This window comes from Actinomadura nitritigenes (genome assembly GCF_017573545.1).
In the GTDB taxonomy this organism is placed as follows: domain Bacteria; phylum Actinomycetota; class Actinomycetes; order Streptosporangiales; family Streptosporangiaceae; genus Spirillospora; species Spirillospora nitritigenes.
This window is the reverse complement of sequence record NZ_JAGEOK010000026.1, coordinates 25,914-44,794: the sequence shown is the minus strand read 5'-3', so window position 1 is coordinate 44,794 and position 18,881 is coordinate 25,914. Positions and strand designations below refer to the sequence as shown.

Annotated in this window: 18 protein-coding genes; 10 read left to right on the top strand and 8 right to left on the bottom strand. The window is 73.3% G+C overall.

The genetic code is table 11. The features are described from left to right. Window positions 1-3: 3 nt before the first annotated feature. From aspS to J4557_RS33785, 3 genes are read right to left on the bottom strand one after another with little or no spacing between them, the layout of a single operon-like run. Complete coding sequence (gene aspS / locus J4557_RS33795) at window positions 4-1,764, bottom strand: aspartate--tRNA ligase (protein ID WP_208270838.1); 1,761 nt, start codon at window positions 1,762-1,764, stop codon at window positions 4-6. After that, entirely contained in the window at window positions 1,761-3,041 is a 1,281-nt protein-coding gene (gene hisS, locus J4557_RS33790; RefSeq protein WP_208270837.1) for a histidine--tRNA ligase, read from the bottom strand. Before hisS ends, aspS begins: the two co-directional genes overlap by 4 nt. Window positions 3,042-3,053: 12 nt before the next feature. Continuing rightward, window positions 3,054-3,749 (bottom strand): MBL fold metallo-hydrolase, encoded by a 696-nt coding sequence (locus J4557_RS33785; RefSeq protein ID WP_208270836.1) that lies wholly within the window; start codon window positions 3,747-3,749, stop codon window positions 3,054-3,056. A gap of 251 nt (window positions 3,750-4,000) precedes the next feature. On the opposite strand from J4557_RS33785, the gene J4557_RS51180 reads away from it, so the two are divergent. Next, the gene (locus tag J4557_RS51180; RefSeq protein WP_208270835.1) at window positions 4,001-4,753 is read left to right on the top strand and encodes a peptidylprolyl isomerase; all 753 of its coding nucleotides are present in this window, start codon (window positions 4,001-4,003) and stop codon (window positions 4,751-4,753) included. 36 nt (window positions 4,754-4,789) lie between these two features. Next, a complete protein-coding gene (locus J4557_RS33775; RefSeq protein ID WP_208270834.1) occupies window positions 4,790-6,061 on the top strand; it encodes a DUF349 domain-containing protein in 1,272 nt (423 codons plus the stop codon). A gap of 209 nt (window positions 6,062-6,270) precedes the next feature. On the opposite strand, the gene J4557_RS33770 is transcribed toward J4557_RS33775, so the two are convergent. The 4 genes from J4557_RS33770 to J4557_RS33760 all read right to left on the bottom strand — a co-directional run bounded on the left by J4557_RS33770 (window position 6,271) and on the right by J4557_RS33760 (window position 8,816). Next, the gene (locus J4557_RS33770) at window positions 6,271-6,837 is read right to left on the bottom strand and encodes a TIGR03086 family metal-binding protein (RefSeq protein WP_208270833.1); all 567 of its coding nucleotides are present in this window, start codon (window positions 6,835-6,837) and stop codon (window positions 6,271-6,273) included. Between the two features lie 112 nt (window positions 6,838-6,949). Continuing rightward, window positions 6,950-7,603, bottom strand: coding sequence for a DUF305 domain-containing protein (locus J4557_RS50030; RefSeq protein WP_307800361.1), 654 nt, complete (start codon window positions 7,601-7,603; stop codon window positions 6,950-6,952). Then, on the bottom strand, window positions 7,600-8,205 hold the full coding sequence (locus J4557_RS50025) for a thioredoxin-like domain-containing protein (RefSeq protein WP_307800360.1): 606 nt from the start codon (window positions 8,203-8,205) through the stop codon (window positions 7,600-7,602). The genes J4557_RS50030 and J4557_RS50025 overlap by 4 nt, the downstream gene beginning before the upstream one ends. 110 nt (window positions 8,206-8,315) lie before the next feature. After that, window positions 8,316-8,816, bottom strand: a complete 501-nt coding sequence (locus J4557_RS33760; protein WP_208270832.1) for a hypothetical protein — start codon at window positions 8,814-8,816, stop codon at window positions 8,316-8,318. 144 nt (window positions 8,817-8,960) lie between these two features. Between J4557_RS33760 and J4557_RS33755 the strand changes: the two genes are divergently transcribed. The 8 genes from J4557_RS33755 to J4557_RS33720 all read left to right on the top strand — a co-directional run bounded on the left by J4557_RS33755 (window position 8,961) and on the right by J4557_RS33720 (window position 17,411). Then, the gene (locus J4557_RS33755; RefSeq protein WP_208270831.1) at window positions 8,961-9,755 is read left to right on the top strand and encodes a phosphatase PAP2 family protein; all 795 of its coding nucleotides are present in this window, start codon (window positions 8,961-8,963) and stop codon (window positions 9,753-9,755) included. Window positions 9,756-9,901: 146 nt separating this feature from the next. Beyond that, the gene (locus J4557_RS33750; protein ID WP_243776779.1) at window positions 9,902-11,161 is read left to right on the top strand and encodes a replication-associated recombination protein A; all 1,260 of its coding nucleotides are present in this window, start codon (window positions 9,902-9,904) and stop codon (window positions 11,159-11,161) included. Window positions 11,162-11,405: 244 nt separating this feature from the next. Next, window positions 11,406-11,834, top strand: coding sequence for a DUF948 domain-containing protein (locus J4557_RS33745; protein WP_208270829.1), 429 nt, complete (start codon window positions 11,406-11,408; stop codon window positions 11,832-11,834). Further along, window positions 11,831-12,151 (top strand): hypothetical protein, encoded by a 321-nt coding sequence (locus J4557_RS33740; protein WP_190856568.1) that lies wholly within the window; start codon window positions 11,831-11,833, stop codon window positions 12,149-12,151. Before J4557_RS33745 ends, J4557_RS33740 begins: the two co-directional genes overlap by 4 nt. A 2-nt stretch (window positions 12,152-12,153) precedes the next feature. Next, a complete protein-coding gene (gene alaS / locus J4557_RS33735; protein WP_208270828.1) occupies window positions 12,154-14,823 on the top strand; it encodes an alanine--tRNA ligase in 2,670 nt (889 codons plus the stop codon). A gap of 96 nt (window positions 14,824-14,919) precedes the next feature. Further along, window positions 14,920-15,378, top strand: coding sequence for a Holliday junction resolvase RuvX (gene ruvX / locus J4557_RS33730; RefSeq protein WP_208270827.1), 459 nt, complete (start codon window positions 14,920-14,922; stop codon window positions 15,376-15,378). Next, the gene (gene mltG / locus J4557_RS33725) at window positions 15,375-16,544 is read left to right on the top strand and encodes an endolytic transglycosylase MltG (protein ID WP_208270826.1); all 1,170 of its coding nucleotides are present in this window, start codon (window positions 15,375-15,377) and stop codon (window positions 16,542-16,544) included. Before ruvX ends, mltG begins: the two co-directional genes overlap by 4 nt. Before the next feature lie 24 nt (window positions 16,545-16,568). Continuing rightward, a complete protein-coding gene (locus tag J4557_RS33720) occupies window positions 16,569-17,411 on the top strand; it encodes a shikimate dehydrogenase (protein ID WP_208270825.1) in 843 nt (280 codons plus the stop codon). A 54-nt stretch (window positions 17,412-17,465) separates the two neighbouring features. On the opposite strand, the gene J4557_RS33715 is transcribed toward J4557_RS33720, so the two are convergent. Continuing rightward, on the bottom strand, window positions 17,466-18,845 hold the full coding sequence (locus J4557_RS33715) for a prenyltransferase/squalene oxidase repeat-containing protein (protein WP_208270824.1): 1,380 nt from the start codon (window positions 18,843-18,845) through the stop codon (window positions 17,466-17,468). Window positions 18,846-18,881: the final 36 nt, after the last annotated feature.

Below are 18,881 nucleotides of genomic sequence, written 5' to 3'. Positions count from 1 at the left end.
CGGTCAGCCTTCGGCGGGAGCGTCCTCCGGGATGACGTCGATGCCGGCCTCCTTGCGCTGCGCCGGCGTGATCGTCGTCGGCGCGGCGGTCAGCGGGTCGAGGCCGGACGCGGCCTTCGGGAAGCCGATCACGTCGCGGATGGTGGCCTGGCCGGCCAGCAGCATGACGGTGCGGTCCCAGCCGAACGCGATGCCGCCGTGCGGGGGCGGGCCGAACTTGAACGCCTCCAGCAGGAAGCCGAACTGCGACTCGGCCTCCTCCTTCGACAGCCCGAGCACGTCGAACACGCGCTGCTGCATCTCGGCGCGGTGGATACGGATGGAGCCGCCGCCGATCTCGTTGCCGTTCAGGACGAGGTCGTAGGCGTCGGCGAGCGCGGAGCCCGGGTCCTCGTGGAAGGTGTCGGCGAACTCCGGCTTCGGCGCGGTGAACGGGTGGTGCACCGACGTCCAGCCGATCTGCTCGCCCCTGTCGTTCTCGACCGGCTCGAAGATCGGCGCGTCGACGACCCAGACGAAGTTCCACGCCGACTCGTCGATCAGGCCGCGGCGGCGGCCGATCTCCAGGCGGGCCGCGCCGAGCAGTTCCTGCGTGGCGTGCCGCTTGCCCGCGCCGAAGAAGATCGCGTCCCCGGGGGCGGCGCCGGTCTTGGCGGCGAGCCCCTCCTTCTCGGTGTCGGACAGGTTCTTCGCGACGGGCCCGCCGAGCGTGCCGTCCTCCTGGACGAGGACGTACGCGAGGCCGCGGGCGCCGCGGGCCTTCGCCCAGTCCTGCCAGCCGTCCAGCTCCTTGCGGGTCTGGGACCCGCCGCCCGGCATCACGACCGCGCCGACGTACGGGGCCTGGAACACGCGGAACGACGTGTCGGCGAAGTACTCCGTCATGTCGGTCAGCTCGTTGCCGAACCGCAGGTCGGGCTTGTCGGAGCCGTAGCGGGCCATCGCGTCGGCGTAGGTGATGTGGGGGATCGGCCGGGGGACCTCGTACCCGGCGATGTCCTTCCACAGCCGCGCGATGAGGTCCTCGCCGACCCTCAGGACGTCGTCCTGCTCGACGAACGACATCTCGATGTCGATCTGGGTGAACTCCGGCTGCCGGTCGGCGCGGAAGTCCTCGTCCCGGTAGCAGCGGGCGATCTGGTAGTAGCGCTCCATGCCGCCGACCATGAGCAGCTGCTTGAACAGCTGAGGCGACTGCGGCAGCGCGTACCAGTGGCCGGGCTTGAGCCGGACGGGCACGAGGAAGTCGCGGGCGCCCTCGGGGGTGGAGCGGGTCAGCGTCGGCGTCTCGACGTTGACGAAGCCGTGCTCGCGCATGACCTCGTGGGTGAGGAAGGACGCCTCGGAGCGGATCCGCATCGCCTGCGCGACGGCGTCGCGGCGCAGGTCGAGGTACCGGTACTTGAGCCGGATCTCCTCGTTGACGTTGACGTCGCCCTCGATCGGGAACGGCAGCGGCGCCGACTCCGACAGCACCTCGATGTCGGTGGCGGCGACCTCGATGTCGCCGGTCGGCAGCTCGGGGTTCTCGTTGCCGGGGGGCCGGACCCGGACCTCGCCGACGACCTTCACGCAGAACTCCGAGCGCAGGTCGTGCGCGGCCTCGTCCTCGCGGAAGACGACCTGCGCGGTGCCGGAGGCGTCGCGCAGGTCGATGAACGTGACGCCGCCGTGGTCGCGGCGGCGGCCGACCCAGCCGGCCAGCGTGACCTGCTGCCCGGCGTGCTCCTTGCGGAGCGTGCCCGCCTCGTGGGTGCGGATCATTTCTGAAGCCTTTCCTTCAACGTCGTGGTGAGGTCGGTGAGCGGGACGGCGTTCTGCTCGCCCTCGGCCAGATCCTTGACCTGGGCGACGCCGCCGGTGATATCTCGCTCACCGAGGATCACGGCGTACCGGGCGCCCGACCGGTCGGCGTCCTTCATGGCGCCCTTCAGCTTCTTGCCGCCGAACGACATGTCGGCGGCGATCCCCGCCCGGCGCAGCTCGGCGACCAGGGCGAACAGCCGGCGCTCGGCGGTGTCGCCGAGCGCGACCCCGAACACCTCGCAGCGCGGCTTGGCCGCGAACGCGACGCCCTCCCCCTCCGCCGACTCGGCCTCCAGCGCGAGGATCGTGCGGTCCAGGCCGAGGCCGAACCCGATGCCGGGCAGCGGCGGGCCGCCGATGTCCTCCGACAGGCCGTCGTAGCGTCCGCCGCCGCCGATGCCGGACTGCGCGCCGAGCAGCGGGTGGTCGAACTCGTACGTGGTGCGGGTGTAGTAGTCCAGGCCGCGGACGAGGGTGGGGGTGTCCTCCCAGGCGATGCCGAGATCGGCCAACAGCTCCCGGACCCGGTCGTGGTAGGCCTTGCAGGCGGGACACAGGTGGTCGGCCATCAGCGGGGCGCCCGCGAGCTGCGCCGTCACCTGCGGGCGCTTGTCGTCCAGGACGCGCAGCGGGTTGATCTCGACGCGGGCGCGGGTGTCCTCGTCCAGGTCGAGCCCGCGCAGGAAGTCCTGCAGCAGGGCCCGGTAGGCGGGGCGGCACTCCTTGCAGCCGAGCGAGTTCAGCAGCAGCCGCACCTGCGTGAGGCCGAGCGAGCGGTACCAGTTCGCGGCGATCGCGATGGTCTCCGCGTCGATCTGCGGGTCCTCGCTGCCGATCGCCTCCAGGTCGAGCTGGTAGAACTGCCGGTACCGGCCCTGCTGCGGGCGCTCGGCGCGGAACGCGGGCCCGCTCGTCCACACCTTGACCGGCAGCGCGCCCCTGTGCAGGTTGTTCTCCAGGACGGCCCGCAGCACCGTCGCGGTGAACTCCGGCCGCAGCGTCAGCGACCGGCCGCCCCGGTCCTCGAAGGTGTACATCTCCTTGGACACCACGTCGGTGGACTCCCCGACGCCCCGCCGGAACAGGTTGGTGTCCTCGAAGACGGCCAGCTCCAGGTAGCCGTAACCGGCCAGCCGCGCCTGCTCGGCGAACGCCTCGCGGATGGCGTAGAAGAGGTCCGCGCGCGGCGGAACGTACTCACTGACCCCCTTGGGGGCCCGGAAACTCGAACTCATGGTCTTTTAGGCTCAGAATCCCTTGTTCGGCCCGTCGGCCGGAGTCAGCTCGGCCAGGAACGGGTTGGTCGCGCGTTCACGGCCGATTGTGGTCTGGGTGCCGTGCCCGGGCAGGACCGCCGTCTCGTCCGGCATGGACAGGCACACCCGGGACAGGCTCGCGAGGATGTCCTCGTAGGAGCCGCCGGGCAGGTCGGTGCGGCCGATCGACCCGGCGAACAGCAGGTCGCCCGTGAACATCACGTCCGGCAGCTCCTGCGTCCTCGGCGTCCGGAAGGTCACCGACCCGGGCGTGTGGCCGGGCGCGTGGTCGACGGTGAAGTTCAGCCCCGCCAGCTCCAGCACCGCGCCGTCCGCCAGCTCCTTCACGTCGTCCGGCTCGGTCAGCTCCAGGCCCCCGAACAGCTGCTGCCCGGGGCCGAGGGACACCCCCTTGGCCGGATCGGTGAGCAGGTCGCGGTCGTCCGGATGGATGTAGGCCGGGACGTCCTTGGCGCCGCACACCGGCGCCACCGACCACACGTGGTCGATATGGCCGTGCGTCAGCAGCACCGCGACCGGCTTCAGCCGGTGCTCGCGCAGGATCTCCTCGATCCCGGCCTCGGCGTCCTGGCCCGGATCGACGATGACGCACTCCTCGCCCGCGGCGGGCGCCACGACATAGCAGTTCGCGGCGAACGATCCAGCGGGGAACCCGGCGACGAGCACGGTCGTCCTTCCTTGGAACCATCTCGGGTGGGCTCGTCCGAGCGTACCGGCGCGGCCACGGCCATCGCGAACGAGATAGGCCGATCGCCGTGTCGCGGCGCTTTCCGCGACACGGTCCGCCGCGGGGAGCGGCGGGGCGGCACGGGCCGCCGCGGCTTCCTCCACGTTCGTTCAGGCTGGAGTCCGCCGGAGGCGCGGGTGCCGCTACTATGCGCTGCACGTTCACCTGATCACAGCGGAAGGGCAGGCACGTGGCGGGGAAGGACCGCAAGAAGCAGCTCGCTCGGCAGCGCTACGAGCGGCAGCAGCAGGCGCTGGCGCAAGCGGCCGCCAAGGCCCGCCGCGTCAAGATCATCAGCTCCGCGGTGGCGGTGGCGGTCGTCGTGGTGGGCGGCGCGGCGGTCGTCGTGTTCACCGGCAAGGACGACAAGTCCAAGGCCGACGGCCTCCACTGTTCCTACAACGCCGCGGGCCAGCCCGCCGGCAAGGTCAAGAATCTCGGCACGCCGCCGAAGAAGCCCGCCTACAAGGGCACCGTCCAGGCCACGGTGAAGACGAACCAGGGCGACATCGTGATGGCCCTGGACGCCAAGGCCGCGCCGTGCACGGTGGGGTCGTTCGTCCACCTCGCCCAGAAGGGCTTCTACGACGACACCCCGTGCCACCGGCTGACCAGTGGCGGCCTGAACGTCCTGCAGTGCGGCGACCCGTCCGGCCAGGGCACCGGCGGACCCGGCTACGAGTACGCCAACGAGAACACGGCGAACGCCAAGTACACGGCCGGGACGCTGGCCATGGCGAACTCGGGCCCGGACACCAACGGCAGCCAGTTCTTCCTGGTCTACAAGGACTCGCAGCTCCAGCCCGACTACTCGGTGTTCGGCAAGATCACCAAGGGGCTGGACGTCCTGCAGAAGATCGCCAAGGCGGGCTCCGACCCCGCGGGCGACGGCAAGCCCAAGAAGAAGGTCACGATCCAGGACGTCACGATCGCCCCGGTTTAGGCGATCGGGATACTAAGGTGTGAGGGTCCGGAGGCCATGAGCCCGATCGGACCTGCGATTCAGGAGGCAAGGGTGTCCAGCGCGACCGATCCCTGGGGCCGGGTGGACGAGGACGGCACCGTCTATGTCACGACGTCCGGCGGCGAACGCGTCGTCGGGTCCTGGCAGGCCGGCGCGCCCGAAGAGGCCCTGGCCTATTTCAAGCGCAAGTACGACGCGCTCGCCACCGAGATCGGCCTGCTCGAACAGCGCGTCCGCACCACCGACCTGCAGCCCGCGCAGGCGCAGCACAGCATCGCCCGGCTGCGCGAGGCCGTCGACGAGGCGCACGCCGTCGGCGACCTCGACGCGCTCGCCCGCCGGCTGGACGGCCTGACCGAGCAGGTCGGCCGGCGCCGCGAGGAGGTCAAGGCCCAGCGCGAGCAGCACCGGAACGAGGCCCGCGAGGTCAAGGAGCGCATCGTCGCCGAGGCCGAGCGGATCGCCGCCGAGGAGACGCACTGGAAGAACGGCGGCGAGCGGCTCCGCCAGCTCGTCGAGGAGTGGAAGTCCGCCGACCGCATCGACCGGCCCACCGAGACCGCGCTGTGGAAGCGGCTCTCCTCGGCCCGCAACGCCTTCACCAAGCGCCGCAAGGTCTACTTCGCGACCCTCGACGACCAGCGCGAGGAGGCCCGCCGGGAGAAGGAGCGCCTCGTCGCCGAGGCGGAGGCGATGCAGGAGTCGACCGACTGGGGCGAGACCGCCGCCGCCTACCGCGACCTCATGCGCCGCTGGAAGCTCGCGGGCCGCGCCTCCCGCGACGCCGAAGAGGACCTGTGGGCCCGTTTCAAGGGCGCCCAGGACACCTTCTTCCAGGCCCGCAGCGCCGCGTTCGCCGAACGCGACGCCGAGTTCCGCGGCAACGCCGAGGAGAAGGAGAAGATCCTCGCCGAGGCCGAGCGGCTGCTGCCCGTCCGGGACATCCGGCAGGCCCGGCAGGCGCTGCGCGCGATCCAGGAGCGCTGGGAGGCCGCCGGGATGGTGCCCCGCGACCAGCGCGACCGCCTCGAAGGCCGGCTCCGCAAGATCGAGGAGGCCGTCCGGACCGCCGAGGAATCGGAGTGGCGGCGCACCAACCCCGAGGCCCGCGCCCGCGCCGAGGCCACCGTCAACCAGCTGCGCAGCTCCATCGACCAGCTGGAGAAGCGCCTGGACAAGGCCCGCGCCGCCGGCCGCGACAAGGACGTCAAGGACGCCGAGGAGGCCCTCGGGGCCCGCCGCGCCTGGCTCGAGGAGGCCGAGCGCACGCTCGCCGAGTTCTCTTGATCTCCCAGGGGGGCGCCCCCCTGGAACCCCCGTTGCGGCTGACGGGCTGTTTCGCGCTCCACTAGAGCTCCGCGCGAAACAGCCTGTCAGCCGTCGGGCAGGCCCGCTGCGCTCGCTGCACTCGCTCCGCGTGCCTGCCCGTGGCCGTGGCTAGGGTCTGGGTCTTTCGTTGGGGGGCTCAGCCGGGTTTCCTCCGGGGGGCGGCCGTTTCAGGTGATCGGGCGGCCGAGGAAGGCCAGGAGGCGGGTCTGCTCGTCGGCGCCCTGGGGGGCGGGGAGCTGCGGCGCGAGGTGGCCGGCCGTGCGCAGGTCGGCGGCGATCATGTGCGCGGTCGCGAACGCGTGGTGCACCAGGTCGGGATCCAGCCGGGACGGCTGCCCCGTGGCGCGCGCCAGGTCCCAGGCGTGCACCAGCGGCTCCAGGATGTAGCCCTGCAGGTAGTCGCCCAGCGGCAGCCGGCCGAGCGCGCCGACGGGGACCGGGCGGCTCAGCCCCTCCGGCGTCAGGGCGGTGGCGGCCTCCTTGCGGGCCTCCCGCCACGCCGCCATCACGTCACCGGGCACGAAGCGCGCCGGGTCGGTGCTGACGTCCGGCGCGGGCTCCCCGGTCGCCAGCGACCGGATCAGGTACTGCCCGCCGGTGACGTGTCCGGCGACGTCCCGCGCCGTCCAGCCGTCGCAGGGCGAGGGGGCGTCCCAGCCGTCCCCGGGGACGCCGGCCAGCAGACCTTCGAACAGGTCCAGTGCCCGGTGGTAGCCGCTGAGGTTGTGAGCCATGGTGGTCAGTGACCCGCGATCGGACCCCGGTGTCAAGCGCTATCGCGAAGCTCGTCCGGACGCGGTGCGGGACGGCCCGGCGGGCGGCGCGGCCGCACCGCCCGCCGGGCCGTCAGGCGGGCGCCGCGCCGCGCTCCCGGAGCATCGCGTTCATCTGCGCGATCTCCGAGAGCTGCCCGGCGACCATCGTCCGGGCCAGCCGCCGCACCTGGTCGCGGCCGGTCCGGTCGAGCACGGCGCGGGCCATGTCCACGCCGCCGCGGTGGTGCGCGATCATCAGCCGGAGGAACAGCACCTCGGCGTCCTTCCCGGACGCCTTGCGCAGCTCGGCGAGCCGGGCGTCGGTCGCCATCCCCGGCATGCGGGCGGCGCCGGGCGCGGCGGCCCGCGGCATGGCCATCCCGGCGTGGCCGGACATCCAGCGCATCGGGCCCGCCGGATCGGCCTTGGGCAGCCCCCACTGGTCGAGCCAGGCCGTCATCATGCCGATCTGCGCCGACTGGGTGTTGATGATGTCGTACGCCAGCAGCCGGACGGCGGGGTCGGACGTCCGGTCCCGGACGATGAACGACATCTCCACGGCCTGCGCGTGGTGGGCGCTCATGTCGCGGGCGAATCCGGCCTCGGGCCCGTCGGCGGCCGGCTCGCCGGACTTCCAGGCCGTCGTCCCGGCCAGCGCCGCGGCGGCGAGCAGCGCCAGGGCGGCGATGGCGACGGTGACGCGGCGGCCGCGGGACCGGGGGGCGTCGTGTGCGGTGCCGGTCACGGGGTGTCCTTGGCGCCGTCGCAGGCCGCGCCGGGCTCCGGGGTCTGCGGGCCCTTGACGTAGGCGCTCAGGAACCGGTCGACGCGCGCGTCCCCGGCGTCCTGGACCTTCAGCTGGTGGCCCCACGCGGTGAGCGCGACCGGCGCGTCCAGCGACGGGTACGGGCTCAGGAACGTGTAGTCGGTGCGCTCGACCTTGGCCTTGAGCGCGTCCAGCTGGGCCGCCGCCAGACCGGGCCGGTAGGTGATCCAGACGGCGCCGTGCTCCAAGGAGTGGACGGCGTTCTCGTTGCGCAGCGGCTGGTCGTAGACGCGGCCGTCGCAGTTCTGCCACACGGGGTCGTGGTCGCCGCCCATGGGCGGGTTCGAGTCGTACTTCACGGGGTCGCTGGTGTGGTTGCGGGTCAGGCCGTCCTTGACGACCACGCCCTTGATGGACGACGCGTCGGCCGACGAGGGCCTCGCCTGCAGGAAGGCGTAGCCGATGGCGGCGACCGCGATCACGCCGATCAGGGTGAAGAAGGCGATGCCGCCCCACGGCACCTCGCGTTGCGTCAGGGCGTTCTTCTTGCGGGTGTTCTTGTTCCGGGCGCTCTTGGACACGGAGCGGTCCTCTCAGGGGTCTCTGCGGGCGTACGGACATGGCGGCATCGCGCCGGCGCGGGCGATGAGCGCCGGGGAGAGCGGTGCCGGTGGGCCTTACGGCCGGTCCGTCACAGCCGGAGAACCTGAAGGGACGCCAGGGAAACGGGGGAGAAGAAGCCGCCGGGCGGCGGCGCGGGCGCCCGGCCGCTGCGCGCGGGCAGGCGCAGCAGCGCCCGGCGGCCCGTGGTGAGCCCCAGCAGCATCAGGGCGAAGAGCACGGCCAGGCATAGGCACGCGTCCGCCGGAGCCAGCGGGGGCAGTCTCAGCGGCGCGCTGAGGGACGTCACGGAGGGTCCGGGATGTCCCGGCACCCCGTGAACGGGAGCGGTGTGGGCGTCGGGCGCCTGGCCGGTGGGGGCGCGGCCCGCCGCCTCAGGGCCGCCGCGCTCGGCGGAGGCGTGGTGCATCTCGGCGGCGACCTCGGCGGGCACGCTCATCCCGTTCTCGATGCACACGCGGTCGGGCAGGCCGTGCCCGAGTCCGTAGCTGAAGACGAGCCCGGCCACGACGAACAGCGCCACGAGCAGGCCCGCCTGCCCATGGCGCCGGCGGTGGGCCGTTCCGGACACCGTCACGCTCCTGATTCCGTCTTCCGGCCGGTAACAACGCGGCGGCGGGACGGAGGGTTCCCGATCCCGTCTCGGCCTCCGGGCGGAGACCGATACCCTCCTGACATATCAGAGCGAACCGCAGCGGGTGGCTGGATGAACCCTATGCGGCGACCAGGGGGTACGGAGGCCATTCTGCGACGTGATCTGACCGGTCGCCGCCTCGCGGCGGCGACCGCCCTGCAGGTCCTGGTGATGGGCGTGGTGATCGGGGCCTACGAGCTGGGCCGCCATTTCGCCGACGGCCGCCCGAGCGACGCGTTCGCGCACGCCCGGTGGCTGTGGGATCTGGAGCGCACGCTCCACCTGCCCGACGAGTCGGCGTTCCAGAAATGGGCGCTCGGCTGGGACGGCTGGGTGCGCGCGGCGAACGAGTACTACGTCCGCGTGCACTTCCCGGCGATCCTGCTGTTCATGGCGTGGATGTGGTTCCGGCACCGGGAGGGCTGGCCGCGCGTCCGGGCCGTGATCGCGATCACCGCGGCCGCGGCCCTGGCTCTGCACTTCGCCTTCCCGCTGGCGCCGCCCCGCATGCTGCCCGGGCACGGGTTCATCGACCTGATGAACGTTTACGGCCCCAGCTCCTACAGCTCCAAGCCGGGGGAGGGGATGGCCAACCAGTTCGCGGCCATGCCGTCGCTGCACGTCGGGTGGGCGCTGCTGGTCGCCTGGGGCGCCATCCGCTACGGCGGGGGCCGCTGGCGCTACATCCTGGCCCTCCACCCCGTCCTCACGTTCCTCATCGTGGTCGTCACCGCGAACCACTACTGGACGGACGGGATCGTCGGCTGCACGATCGTCGTCGTCACGCTGTGGGCGACGTCCAGGATCCCGGCGCTGGCGGACCGGCCGCCCGAGCGGACGGGAGCGTCGCTGCGGCGAGATAGTGTCGGAGCGTGACCAGCAGGGCGGAACCGGGGCAGCCGGAGGGGCTCTTCGACGATCCGGCGGCCGAGGCGGAGGGCCGCTCCACGGAGCCTGACCGCGGCGCGGCCGCGGCGCCCGCGACGGCGGCGGAGGCCGGGCGGCAGCCGCTCGCGGTGCGGATGCGCCCACGCGCGCTGGACGAGGTCGTCGGCCAGGCCCACCTGCTCGGCCCCGGCACGCCGATCCGGCAGCTCGTCGACCGCGACGTCCCGATGTCGCTGGTGCTGTGGGGCCCGCCCGGAACCGGCAAGACCACCCTCGCGACGGTCGTCAGCCACGTCACCTCCCGCAGGTTCGTGGAGATCTCCGCGGTCAGCGACGGCGTGAAGCGGGTCCGCGCGGAGATCGACCTCGCCCGCCGCGAGCTCGGCATGACCGGGCGGCAGACCGTCCTGTTCGTCGACGAGGTCCACCGCTTCAACAAGGCCCAGCAGGACGCGCTGCTCCCGGCCGTGGAGAACCGGTGGGTGTCGTTCATCGGCGCCACCACCGAGAATCCGTTCTTCTCCGTGATCAGCCCGCTGCTGTCGCGGTCGCTGCTGCTCACCCTCGAGCCGCTCGGCGAGGACGACCTGCGCGAGGTGATCCGCCGCGCCCTCGCCGACGAGCGCGGCCTGGCCGGGACGGTCGGCCTCGACCCCGCCGCCGAGGACCACCTGATCCGGCTGGCCGGCGGCGACGCCCGCCGCACCCTCACCTACCTGGAGGCCGCCGCCCTCGTCGTCGAGGACGGCGCGGTGATCGACGCGGACGTGCTGGAGAAGGCCGTCGACCGGGCCGCCGTCCGCTACGACCGCGAGGGCGACCAGCACTACGACGTGATCAGCGCGTTCATCAAGAGCATCCGCGGCAGCGACGTCGACGCGGCGCTGCACTACCTCGCCCGGATGATCGAGGCCGGGGAGGACCCGCGGTTCATCGCGCGCCGCCTCATCGTGCACGCCAGCGAGGACGTCGGCATGGCCGACCCGACCGCGCTGCAGACGGCGGTCGCGGCGGCGCAGGCGGTGGAGTTCGTCGGGCTGCCCGAGGCCCGCATCAACCTCGCGCAGGCGGTGATCCACCTCTCCCTCGCACCCAAGTCCAACGCGGTGGTCATGGCGGTGGACGGCGCGCTCGGCGACGTCCGCAAGGGCCTGGCGGGGCCCGTCCCGGGCCATCTGCGGGACGCGCACTACAAGGGCGCCGCGAAGATCGGGCACGGGAAGGGCTACAAGTACGCCCACGACCATCCCGGCGGGGTCGTCCGGCAGCAGTACGCGCCCGACTCGGTGGACGGCCGCGAGTACTACCGCCCGACCCGGCACGGCGCCGAGTCCCGCTTCACCGAGGTCCTCGCGCGGATCCGCTCGGTGCTGCGCGGCGACCCGGGCCGGTGAGCCGGGGCCCGCGGCCGCCGGGACCGACGAAGATCGATCTTTCCGGCGCCGTGCTCCCGGCATCGGCCGCGAAGGCCCGCTACTCTGCCGGGAACGGCCCCGGGCGCGGCCCCGGCGGGCCGGGCGGACGGCCGGCGTCCGCCGCCGCACGGCCGTGACCGGCGCCCATGGCCCACGCCCGGCCCGGTAAGGTCTGTCAGGCCGTGCCCGGCCCAGGCAGGAACGACAGCGAACGGAAGCCCTCATGCTCACTGGTGGACAGCTGGCAGGTCTCATCGTGGCCGTGTTCTGGGCTGTGCTCGTCGCGTTCGTCGCGCTGACGCTGCTGCGGCTCGCCCGGCTGCTCGGCGAGGCCAGCAAGCTCGTGCGCGACCTCGGCGACCAGGCGGCCCCGCTGCTGGACGACATGACGACGACGGTGAAGCGCGCCAACGAGCAGCTCGGCCGCACCGACGTCATCACCAAGCAGGTCGCGGGCGTCACGCAGAACGTCTCGGCCGTGACCACCGTGATGACCTCGGTGGTGGGCGGGCCGCTGGTGAAGGCGGCCGCCTTCTCCTACGGGGTGCGCAAGGCCCTGAGCAGCCGCGACGGGGAGGGCCGGTCCGGCGCTCCGGGCGCGTCCGGCCGCCCGCAGCTCCCGGCCCGCTCCTCGGGGAAGGGGCGCAGGTGAAGAGGCTCTTCTGGCTGTCGGTCGGCGCGGGCGCGGGCGTCTACGCGACGCACCGCGTCAAGCGCCGGGTCGAGCGGTTCGCGCGCAGCTGGTCCCCCGAGGGGGTCGCGGCGCGGGCGGTGTCGACCGGGCAGTCCGCCGGCGAGCGGCTGAGGCATTTCGCGGCGGACGTGCGTACCGAGATGCAGGCCCGCGAGGAGGAGCTGCGCGAGGCCGTCCGCATGGACCAGGCTCCGCCCGAGACCCCGGGGCCGCGGCCCCGCCGGGTGCTGCGGGCGCGTTACACGATCATCGACGACGAGAAGGATGGCCACTGATCATGGAGTCGGCAGAGGTGGCGCGCCGCTTCCTCAAGTTCTTCGAGGAGCGCGGGCACACGGTGGTGCCCTCCGCCAGCCTGGTCGCCGAGGACCCGACCCTGCTGCTGGTGAACGCCGGCATGGTCCCGTTCAAGCCGTACTTCCTCGGCCAGCGCACCCCGCCGTCGCAGCGGATGACCAGCGCGCAGAAGTGCGTCCGGACGCCCGACATCGACGAGGTCGGCAAGACCACCCGGCACGCCACGTTCTTCCAGATGCTGGGCAACTTCTCGATCGGGGACTACTTCAAGGAGCAGGCGATCCCGTTCGCCTGGGAGCTGCTGACCCGCTCCCGCGAGGACGGCGGCTTCGGCTTCCCCGAGGAGAAGCTCTGGGTCACCGTCTTCCACGACGACGACGAGGCCCGCGACCTGTGGCACAACAAGGTCGGCGTCCCCCTCGACCGCATCCAGAAGCGCGGCATGGAGGACAACTTCTGGTCGATGGGCGTCCCCGGCCCCTGCGGCCCCTGCTCGGAGATCTACTACGACCGCGGCCCCGAGTACGGGCGCGAGGGCGGCCCCGTCGCCGACGAGGACCGCTACCTCGAGGTGTGGAACCTCGTCTTCATGCAGTTCGAGCGGGGCCCCGGGGACAGCAAGACCGACTTCCCGATCCTCGGCGACCTGCCCGCCAAGAACATCGACACCGGCATGGGCCTGGAGCGCATGGCGGCGATCCTGCAGGGCGTCGACAACATCTACGAGACCGACACCCTGTGGCGGGTCCTGGACCGCGCCGCGAACCTGACCGACGCGACCTACGGGCGCGACCACCGCGCCGACGTGTCGCTGCGGGTCATCGCCGACCACGTCCGCAGCGGGACGATGATGGTCGCCGACGGCATCCGCCCCGGCAACGAGGGCCGCGGCTACGTGCTGCGCCGCATCCTGCGCCGCTCGATCCGCAACCTGCGGCTGCTCGGCGGCCAGGAGGCCGGGCTGATGCACGAGCTGACCTCCGTCGCGATCGGCGCCATGGGCGAGCAGTACCCCGAGCTGGTCCGCACCGCCGCCAACATCCACACGGTCATCGACGCGGAGGAGGAGTCCTTCCTCCAGACGCTGCGCACCGGCACCGCGATCTTCGACACCGCGGTGGAGGACACCCGGCGGTCGGGCGGCCGGACCCTGGCCGGCGACCAGGCGTTCAAGCTCCACGACACCTACGGCTTCCCGATCGACCTGACCCTCGAGATGGCCTCCGAGGCCGGTCTCCAGGTCGACGAGGAGGGCTTCCGCCGGCTGATGAAGGAGCAGCGGGACCGCGCCAAGCAGGACGCCCGCGACAAGAAGACCGGCAACCTCGACGTCTCGGTGCTCGACGAGCTGCTGACCGGCGCGGGCGGCAGGGTCGACTTCATCGGCTACCACGACGTCACCGGCGACGCCCGGCTCGTCGGGCTGCTGGTCAACGGCGCGAACGCGCCCGCGGCGGGCGAGGGCGCCGAGGTCGAGGTCGTCCTCGACCGCACGCCGTTCTACGCCGAGGGCGGCGGCCAGCTCGCCGACCAGGGCGTGATCCGGCTCGGCAACGGCGCGATCATCGACGTGCACGACGTGCAGTCGCCGCTGGCCGGGCTGATCGTGCACCGCGGCCGGGTCCGCAGCGGCGAGGCGCAGGCCGGCGACTCCGCGCACGCGGAGATCGACCTGACCCGGCGCGCCGCGATCTCCCGCTCGCACACCGCGACCCACCTCGTGCACGCCGGGTTCCGCCGGGCGCTCGGCGAGTCCGCCGCGCAGGCCGGCTCGGAGAACTCGCCCGGCCGGTTCCGGTTCGACTTCACCGCCTCCGGCGCCGTCCCGCCGAGCGTGCTGCGCGACGTCGAGGACGAGGTCAACGAGGTCCTGATCGGCGACCTGGACGTGCGGGCGTTCCACACCTCGATCGACGATGCCCGCGCCATGGGCGCGCTCGCGCTGTTCGGCGAGAAGTACGGCGACGAGGTCCGGGTCGTCGAGGTCGGCGACTACTCCCGCGAGCTGTGCGGCGGCACGCACGTCGCCCGGTCCGGGCAGCTGGGCCTGGTGAAGGTGCTGGGCGAGTCGTCCATCGGCGCGGGCGTCCGCCGCGTCGAGGCGCTCGTCGGCATCGACGCGTTCCGGTTCCTCGCCCGCGAGAGCGTGCTGGTCGCGCAGCTCGCCGAGCAGATGAAGGCGCGCAAGGAGGAACTGCCCGAGCGCATCTCCGGCGTCGTCGGCCGCCTCCGCGAGGCGGAGAAGGAGCTGGAGAGGCTGCGCTCGCAGCAGATCCTCGCGGCCGCCGGGTCCCTCGCCGACGGCGCGAAGGACGTGAACGGCACCGCGTTCGTGGGCCACCGCGCCCCCGACGGCACCGGCGCCGACGACCTGCGCAAGCTCGCCGTGGACGTCCGCGGCCGGCTGCAGGCCCGGCCCGCCGTCGTCATGGTCACGGGCGTCCCGAAGGACCGTCCCGTCGTGGTCGTCGCCGTCACCGAGGGCGCGCGCGAGCGCGGCCTGAAGGCGGGCGCGCTCGTCGGCCTCGCGGCCAAGGCGCTCGGCGGCGGCGGAGGCGGCAAGGACGACCTCGCGCAGGGCGGCGGTGCGAATCCCGCCGCGATCGACGACGCGCTCGCCGCGGTCGAACGAGCCGTAGGGGCCGCGTGAGCCCCGCGGGCGGATTAAGGGACGGCGCGTCATGAGGTCCGTGAGGGACGCGGCGCCCACCGTGGAGCGCTCCGCACCGCAGAGCGGAGCGGGGCGATGAGGCAGGGCGTGCGGCTCGGGGTGGACGTGGGCAGCGTCCGGGTCGGCGTGGCCCGGTGCGATCCCGGCGGGATCCTCGCCTCGCCCCTGGAGACCGTGAAGAGCGGCAGGGGCGACATCGACCGGCTCGTCGAGCTCGTCGCCGAGCACGAGGCGATCGAGGTGGTCGTCGGGCTGCCGACGTCGCTGTCGGGCCGCGAGGGCCCGGCGGCGCAGTCGGCGCGCAGGTTCGCCGCGCGGCTGGCCGACCGCCTTCCCCCGGAGGCGGTCCGGCTGTACGACGAGCGGCTCACCACCGTCACGGCCGAGAGCGGGCTGCGGGCGGGGGGAGTGCGCGGTCAGGCCCGCCGCAAGGTCGTCGATCAGGCCGCGGCCACGGTCCTGCTTCAAGCCGCCCTGGACGGGGAACGGTTGACCGGACGCCCCCCAGGCGAGATCGTCCGGGGGAGCTCATGAACGATCTGGACCTTTTCTCCGATCCGTACGGCGATCCGTACGAGGAGGGACCGCCGCAGGAGCCGCCGACCCGGCGGGACCAGCGGCGCGCCCGCAAGCGGCAGAAGCGGCGCCGCCGCAGCGGCCGCGCGGCGTTCCTGTTCGCGCTGGCCTTCATCGTCGCGGTGTTCGGCACCGCGGGCGTGTTCGGCGTCGCGATCCTGGACAACCGGCTGCATCCGCCGGACTACTCCGGTTCCGGTACCGGCAGTGTCACGGTCCAGGTGAAGGACGGCGCGAGCGGCGCGCTGATCGCCACGACGCTGCAGGAGCACCGCGTGGTGAAGAGCACCCGCGCGTTCGTGAAGGTCTACAACGCCGAGGCGCGCGCCTCCAGCATCCAGCCGGGCTTCTACCAGATGCGCCTCGAGATGTCGTCGAAGGCGGCGATGGCGCTGCTGCTGGACCCGAAGTCGCGGGCCGGGAACCAGATCTCCGTCCCGGAGGGCAAGCGCGCGATCGAGGTCTTCCAGCTGCTGTCGAAGAAGACCGGCATCCCCGTCCGGGACTTCCAGGCGGTCGCGAAGAACACGGCGGGCCTCGGGCTGCCGTCGTACGCCGGCGGGAACCTGGAGGGCTTCCTCTACCCGGGCCGCTACGACCTCGACCCGAACGGGTCGGCGCGGAAGATCGTCCAGCAGATGGTCGACGCGTTCAACAAGGAGGCGAGCAGCTCCGACCTGGAGGGCAAGGCGAAGGAGGCGGGGCTCAGCCCGCTGAAGCTGCTGACGCTGGCCAGCCTCGCGCAGGCGGAGGGCGGCAAGCCGAGCGACCTGCCGAAGATCTCCCGGGTGATCTACAACCGGGTGAAGACCGGCATGGCGCTCCAGTTCGACACCACCGTCCTGTACGCGCTGAACAAGCGGACGCTGGACGTGCGCAACCGGGACCTCCAGGTTGATTCGCCGTACAACACCTACAAGCACAAGGGCCTGCCGCCGGGACCGATCTGCAACCCCGGCCCGGACGCGATCGAGGCCGCGCTGGCGCCCGCGCCCGGCGACTGGCTGTACTTCGTGGCCACCGACCCCACCCACAAGGTCACGAAGTTCGCCAGCACCGACGCGCAGCGCCAGAAGCTGGAGCAGGAGTTCCGCGAGTGGCAGAAGACGCACCCGAACGGCTGACGCGTGACGGATCGGAGCGGGCAGGTGGGTGACGTTCGGCGCGCCGCCGTGCTGGGATCGCCGATCGCGCATTCGCTGTCGCCGGTGCTGCACCGGGCGGCGTACGCGGCGATGGGCCTGGACGGCTGGCGCTACGACGCCGTCGAGTGCGGCGAGGACGGCCTCGCCCCGCTCCTGGACGGCCTCGGACCGGAGTGGGCGGGCCTGTCGCTGACCATGCCGCTCAAGCGGGTCGCGCTGAAGCTCGCCGACTCGGTGTCGGAGCTGGCCGAGCGCGTCGGCGGCGCCAACACGCTCGTCCTCCGGGACGGGCGCCGGCACGCCGACAACACCGACGTGCACGGCATCGTCACCGCGCTCGGCGAGGCGGGCCTCGGCTCGCCCGGCGCCGCCCTGGTGCTGGGCGGCGGCGCGACCGCCGCGTCGGCGCTGGCCGCGCTCGCCGAGCTGGGCCTGGACGCGGCCGTCCTCGCGGTCCGCGACCCGGGCCGGGCCTCGGAGGCGGCCGAGGTCGGCGAGCGCTGCGGGCTGGCGGTGCGGGTCGTCACCCTCGACCGGGTCGCCGACCACCTGCCCGCCGGGCTGGTGGTGTCGACCCTGCCGGGGCGGGCCGCCGACGCTTTCGCCGGGCCGGTCGCCGCGTCCGGCGCCGCGCTGTTCGACGTGGTGTACGCGCCGTGGCCCACGGCGCTCGCCGCGGCCGTGGAGCGCGCGGGCGGCACGGTCGTCGGCGGCTTCGAGATGCTGCTGCACCAGGCCGTCCGGCAGGTCGAGCTGATGACCGGACGCGACGGCGTTCCGGTGGCGGCGATGCGTGCGGCCGGCGAGGCGGAACTGGTCCGCCGCGCCGCGGCCTCCACGGGCTGACGCCCGTCCGGTCGATCGAAGGCGCAGGTCAGGGCGCCCCGATGAGGGGACCGGTCAGGGGGCCGCCGGGGGCGGGCCGCGCGGCGTCCGCCGCCGCTTGAGCGACTCGTCCACGCTGGCCAGCACGATCGGCACGATCACGCTCAGCCAGAAGTCGCGCCACCCCCACGCGCCCAGAGTGACGCCGAACGCGCTGGACACGCAGACGAAGCCGAGCACCAGCGCCGACCAGTGCCGCCGCACCAGCGCCACCGGGTCGGCGAACCGGCGGTGCGGGAGCAGCGCCGCCACCGGGAGCTCGCGCGCGTGGGCGCGCTGCACGACCGTCGCGTCCGGGAACCAGTGCAGCACGTCCGCGCTTCCGGCGAGCGGGACGCGGGTGAGCGCGATCAGCGTCTCCAGCCGCCACCACAGCGTCCACAGCGAGGTGCGGCCGCCGCCCGGCGGCCCGTTGCGGCGGGGGTCGGTGACCTCGCCGCGCGCCAGCGTCCGGAACGCGCGGGCGACCGTCGGCCCGTGCGGGCCGCGCGGGTCCCGCAGCAGCGCCGTCAGCGCGATCGGCAGGCCGTAGTGCCACAGGGCCAGCCGCCACACCGGCCGCGATCCGAGGCCGTGCGGGGACACCTCGTAGGTCTCGATCCAGGTGTGGTCGTCGTCGGGGTCGAGGTGGGCGAGCAGCCAGTCGTAGGCGTCCAGCAGCCGCTCGGTCCGCAGGCCCGGCCGCGCCTCCGCCAGCGTCACCAGGACGAACGCGGTGTGCGTCACGGTCGGCGCGGCCGCCGGCACCGGTCCCCACGCGGGCCGGTGCGCGGTCCGGTCGGCGGTCAGCCACTCCACGCCCCGGTCCACCGCCGCGTCGTACGGGTTGAGCTGGCAGAGCGCGCGCAGCGCCAGGCACGTCTGCCACACCCGGGACGCGCAGCCGTAGAGCGAGCCCCAGCCGCCGTCGGGGTTCTGGTTGCGCAGCAGCCACCGGTAGGCGCGCCGCAGGTCCGGGGCGTCCTCGCGCAGGTCGCAGCGGGCGCGGGCGAGGAACCGGGCGATCCACCCGGTCGCCTCGACCACGGGCATGCCGAGGCTGGTCCCGGTCGCCCAGCCGCCGTCGCGCAGCGCGTCGGAGGAGGCGGTCTGCCGCTCGGCGAGGAACGCCAGGCCCTCGTCGAAGTGCTCGAACGGGCGGCCCGCCTCCACGAACGCCAGCAGGCCGAGCGCCGTCGCGGTCGTCCCGGGCTCCGGCCGGGCCAGCTCGTGGTACCAGCCCCCGCCGCTGCCGGGCGCGGGCGCGTAGGTGTCGCGCAGGACGTCCAGGGACTCGTCCAGGCGGGCTTCGAGCACCGCCATGTCGATCGCGGGAGCGGTGGGGGCGCCGGAGGGCGCGGTGGCGGGAGGGGCGCCGCGGGGCGCCGGTGCGGGGGGCTGTGGGGTCTGGTTCACGGTGCTGCCTTCTCCTTCATATGTGCCCGTTCGGCC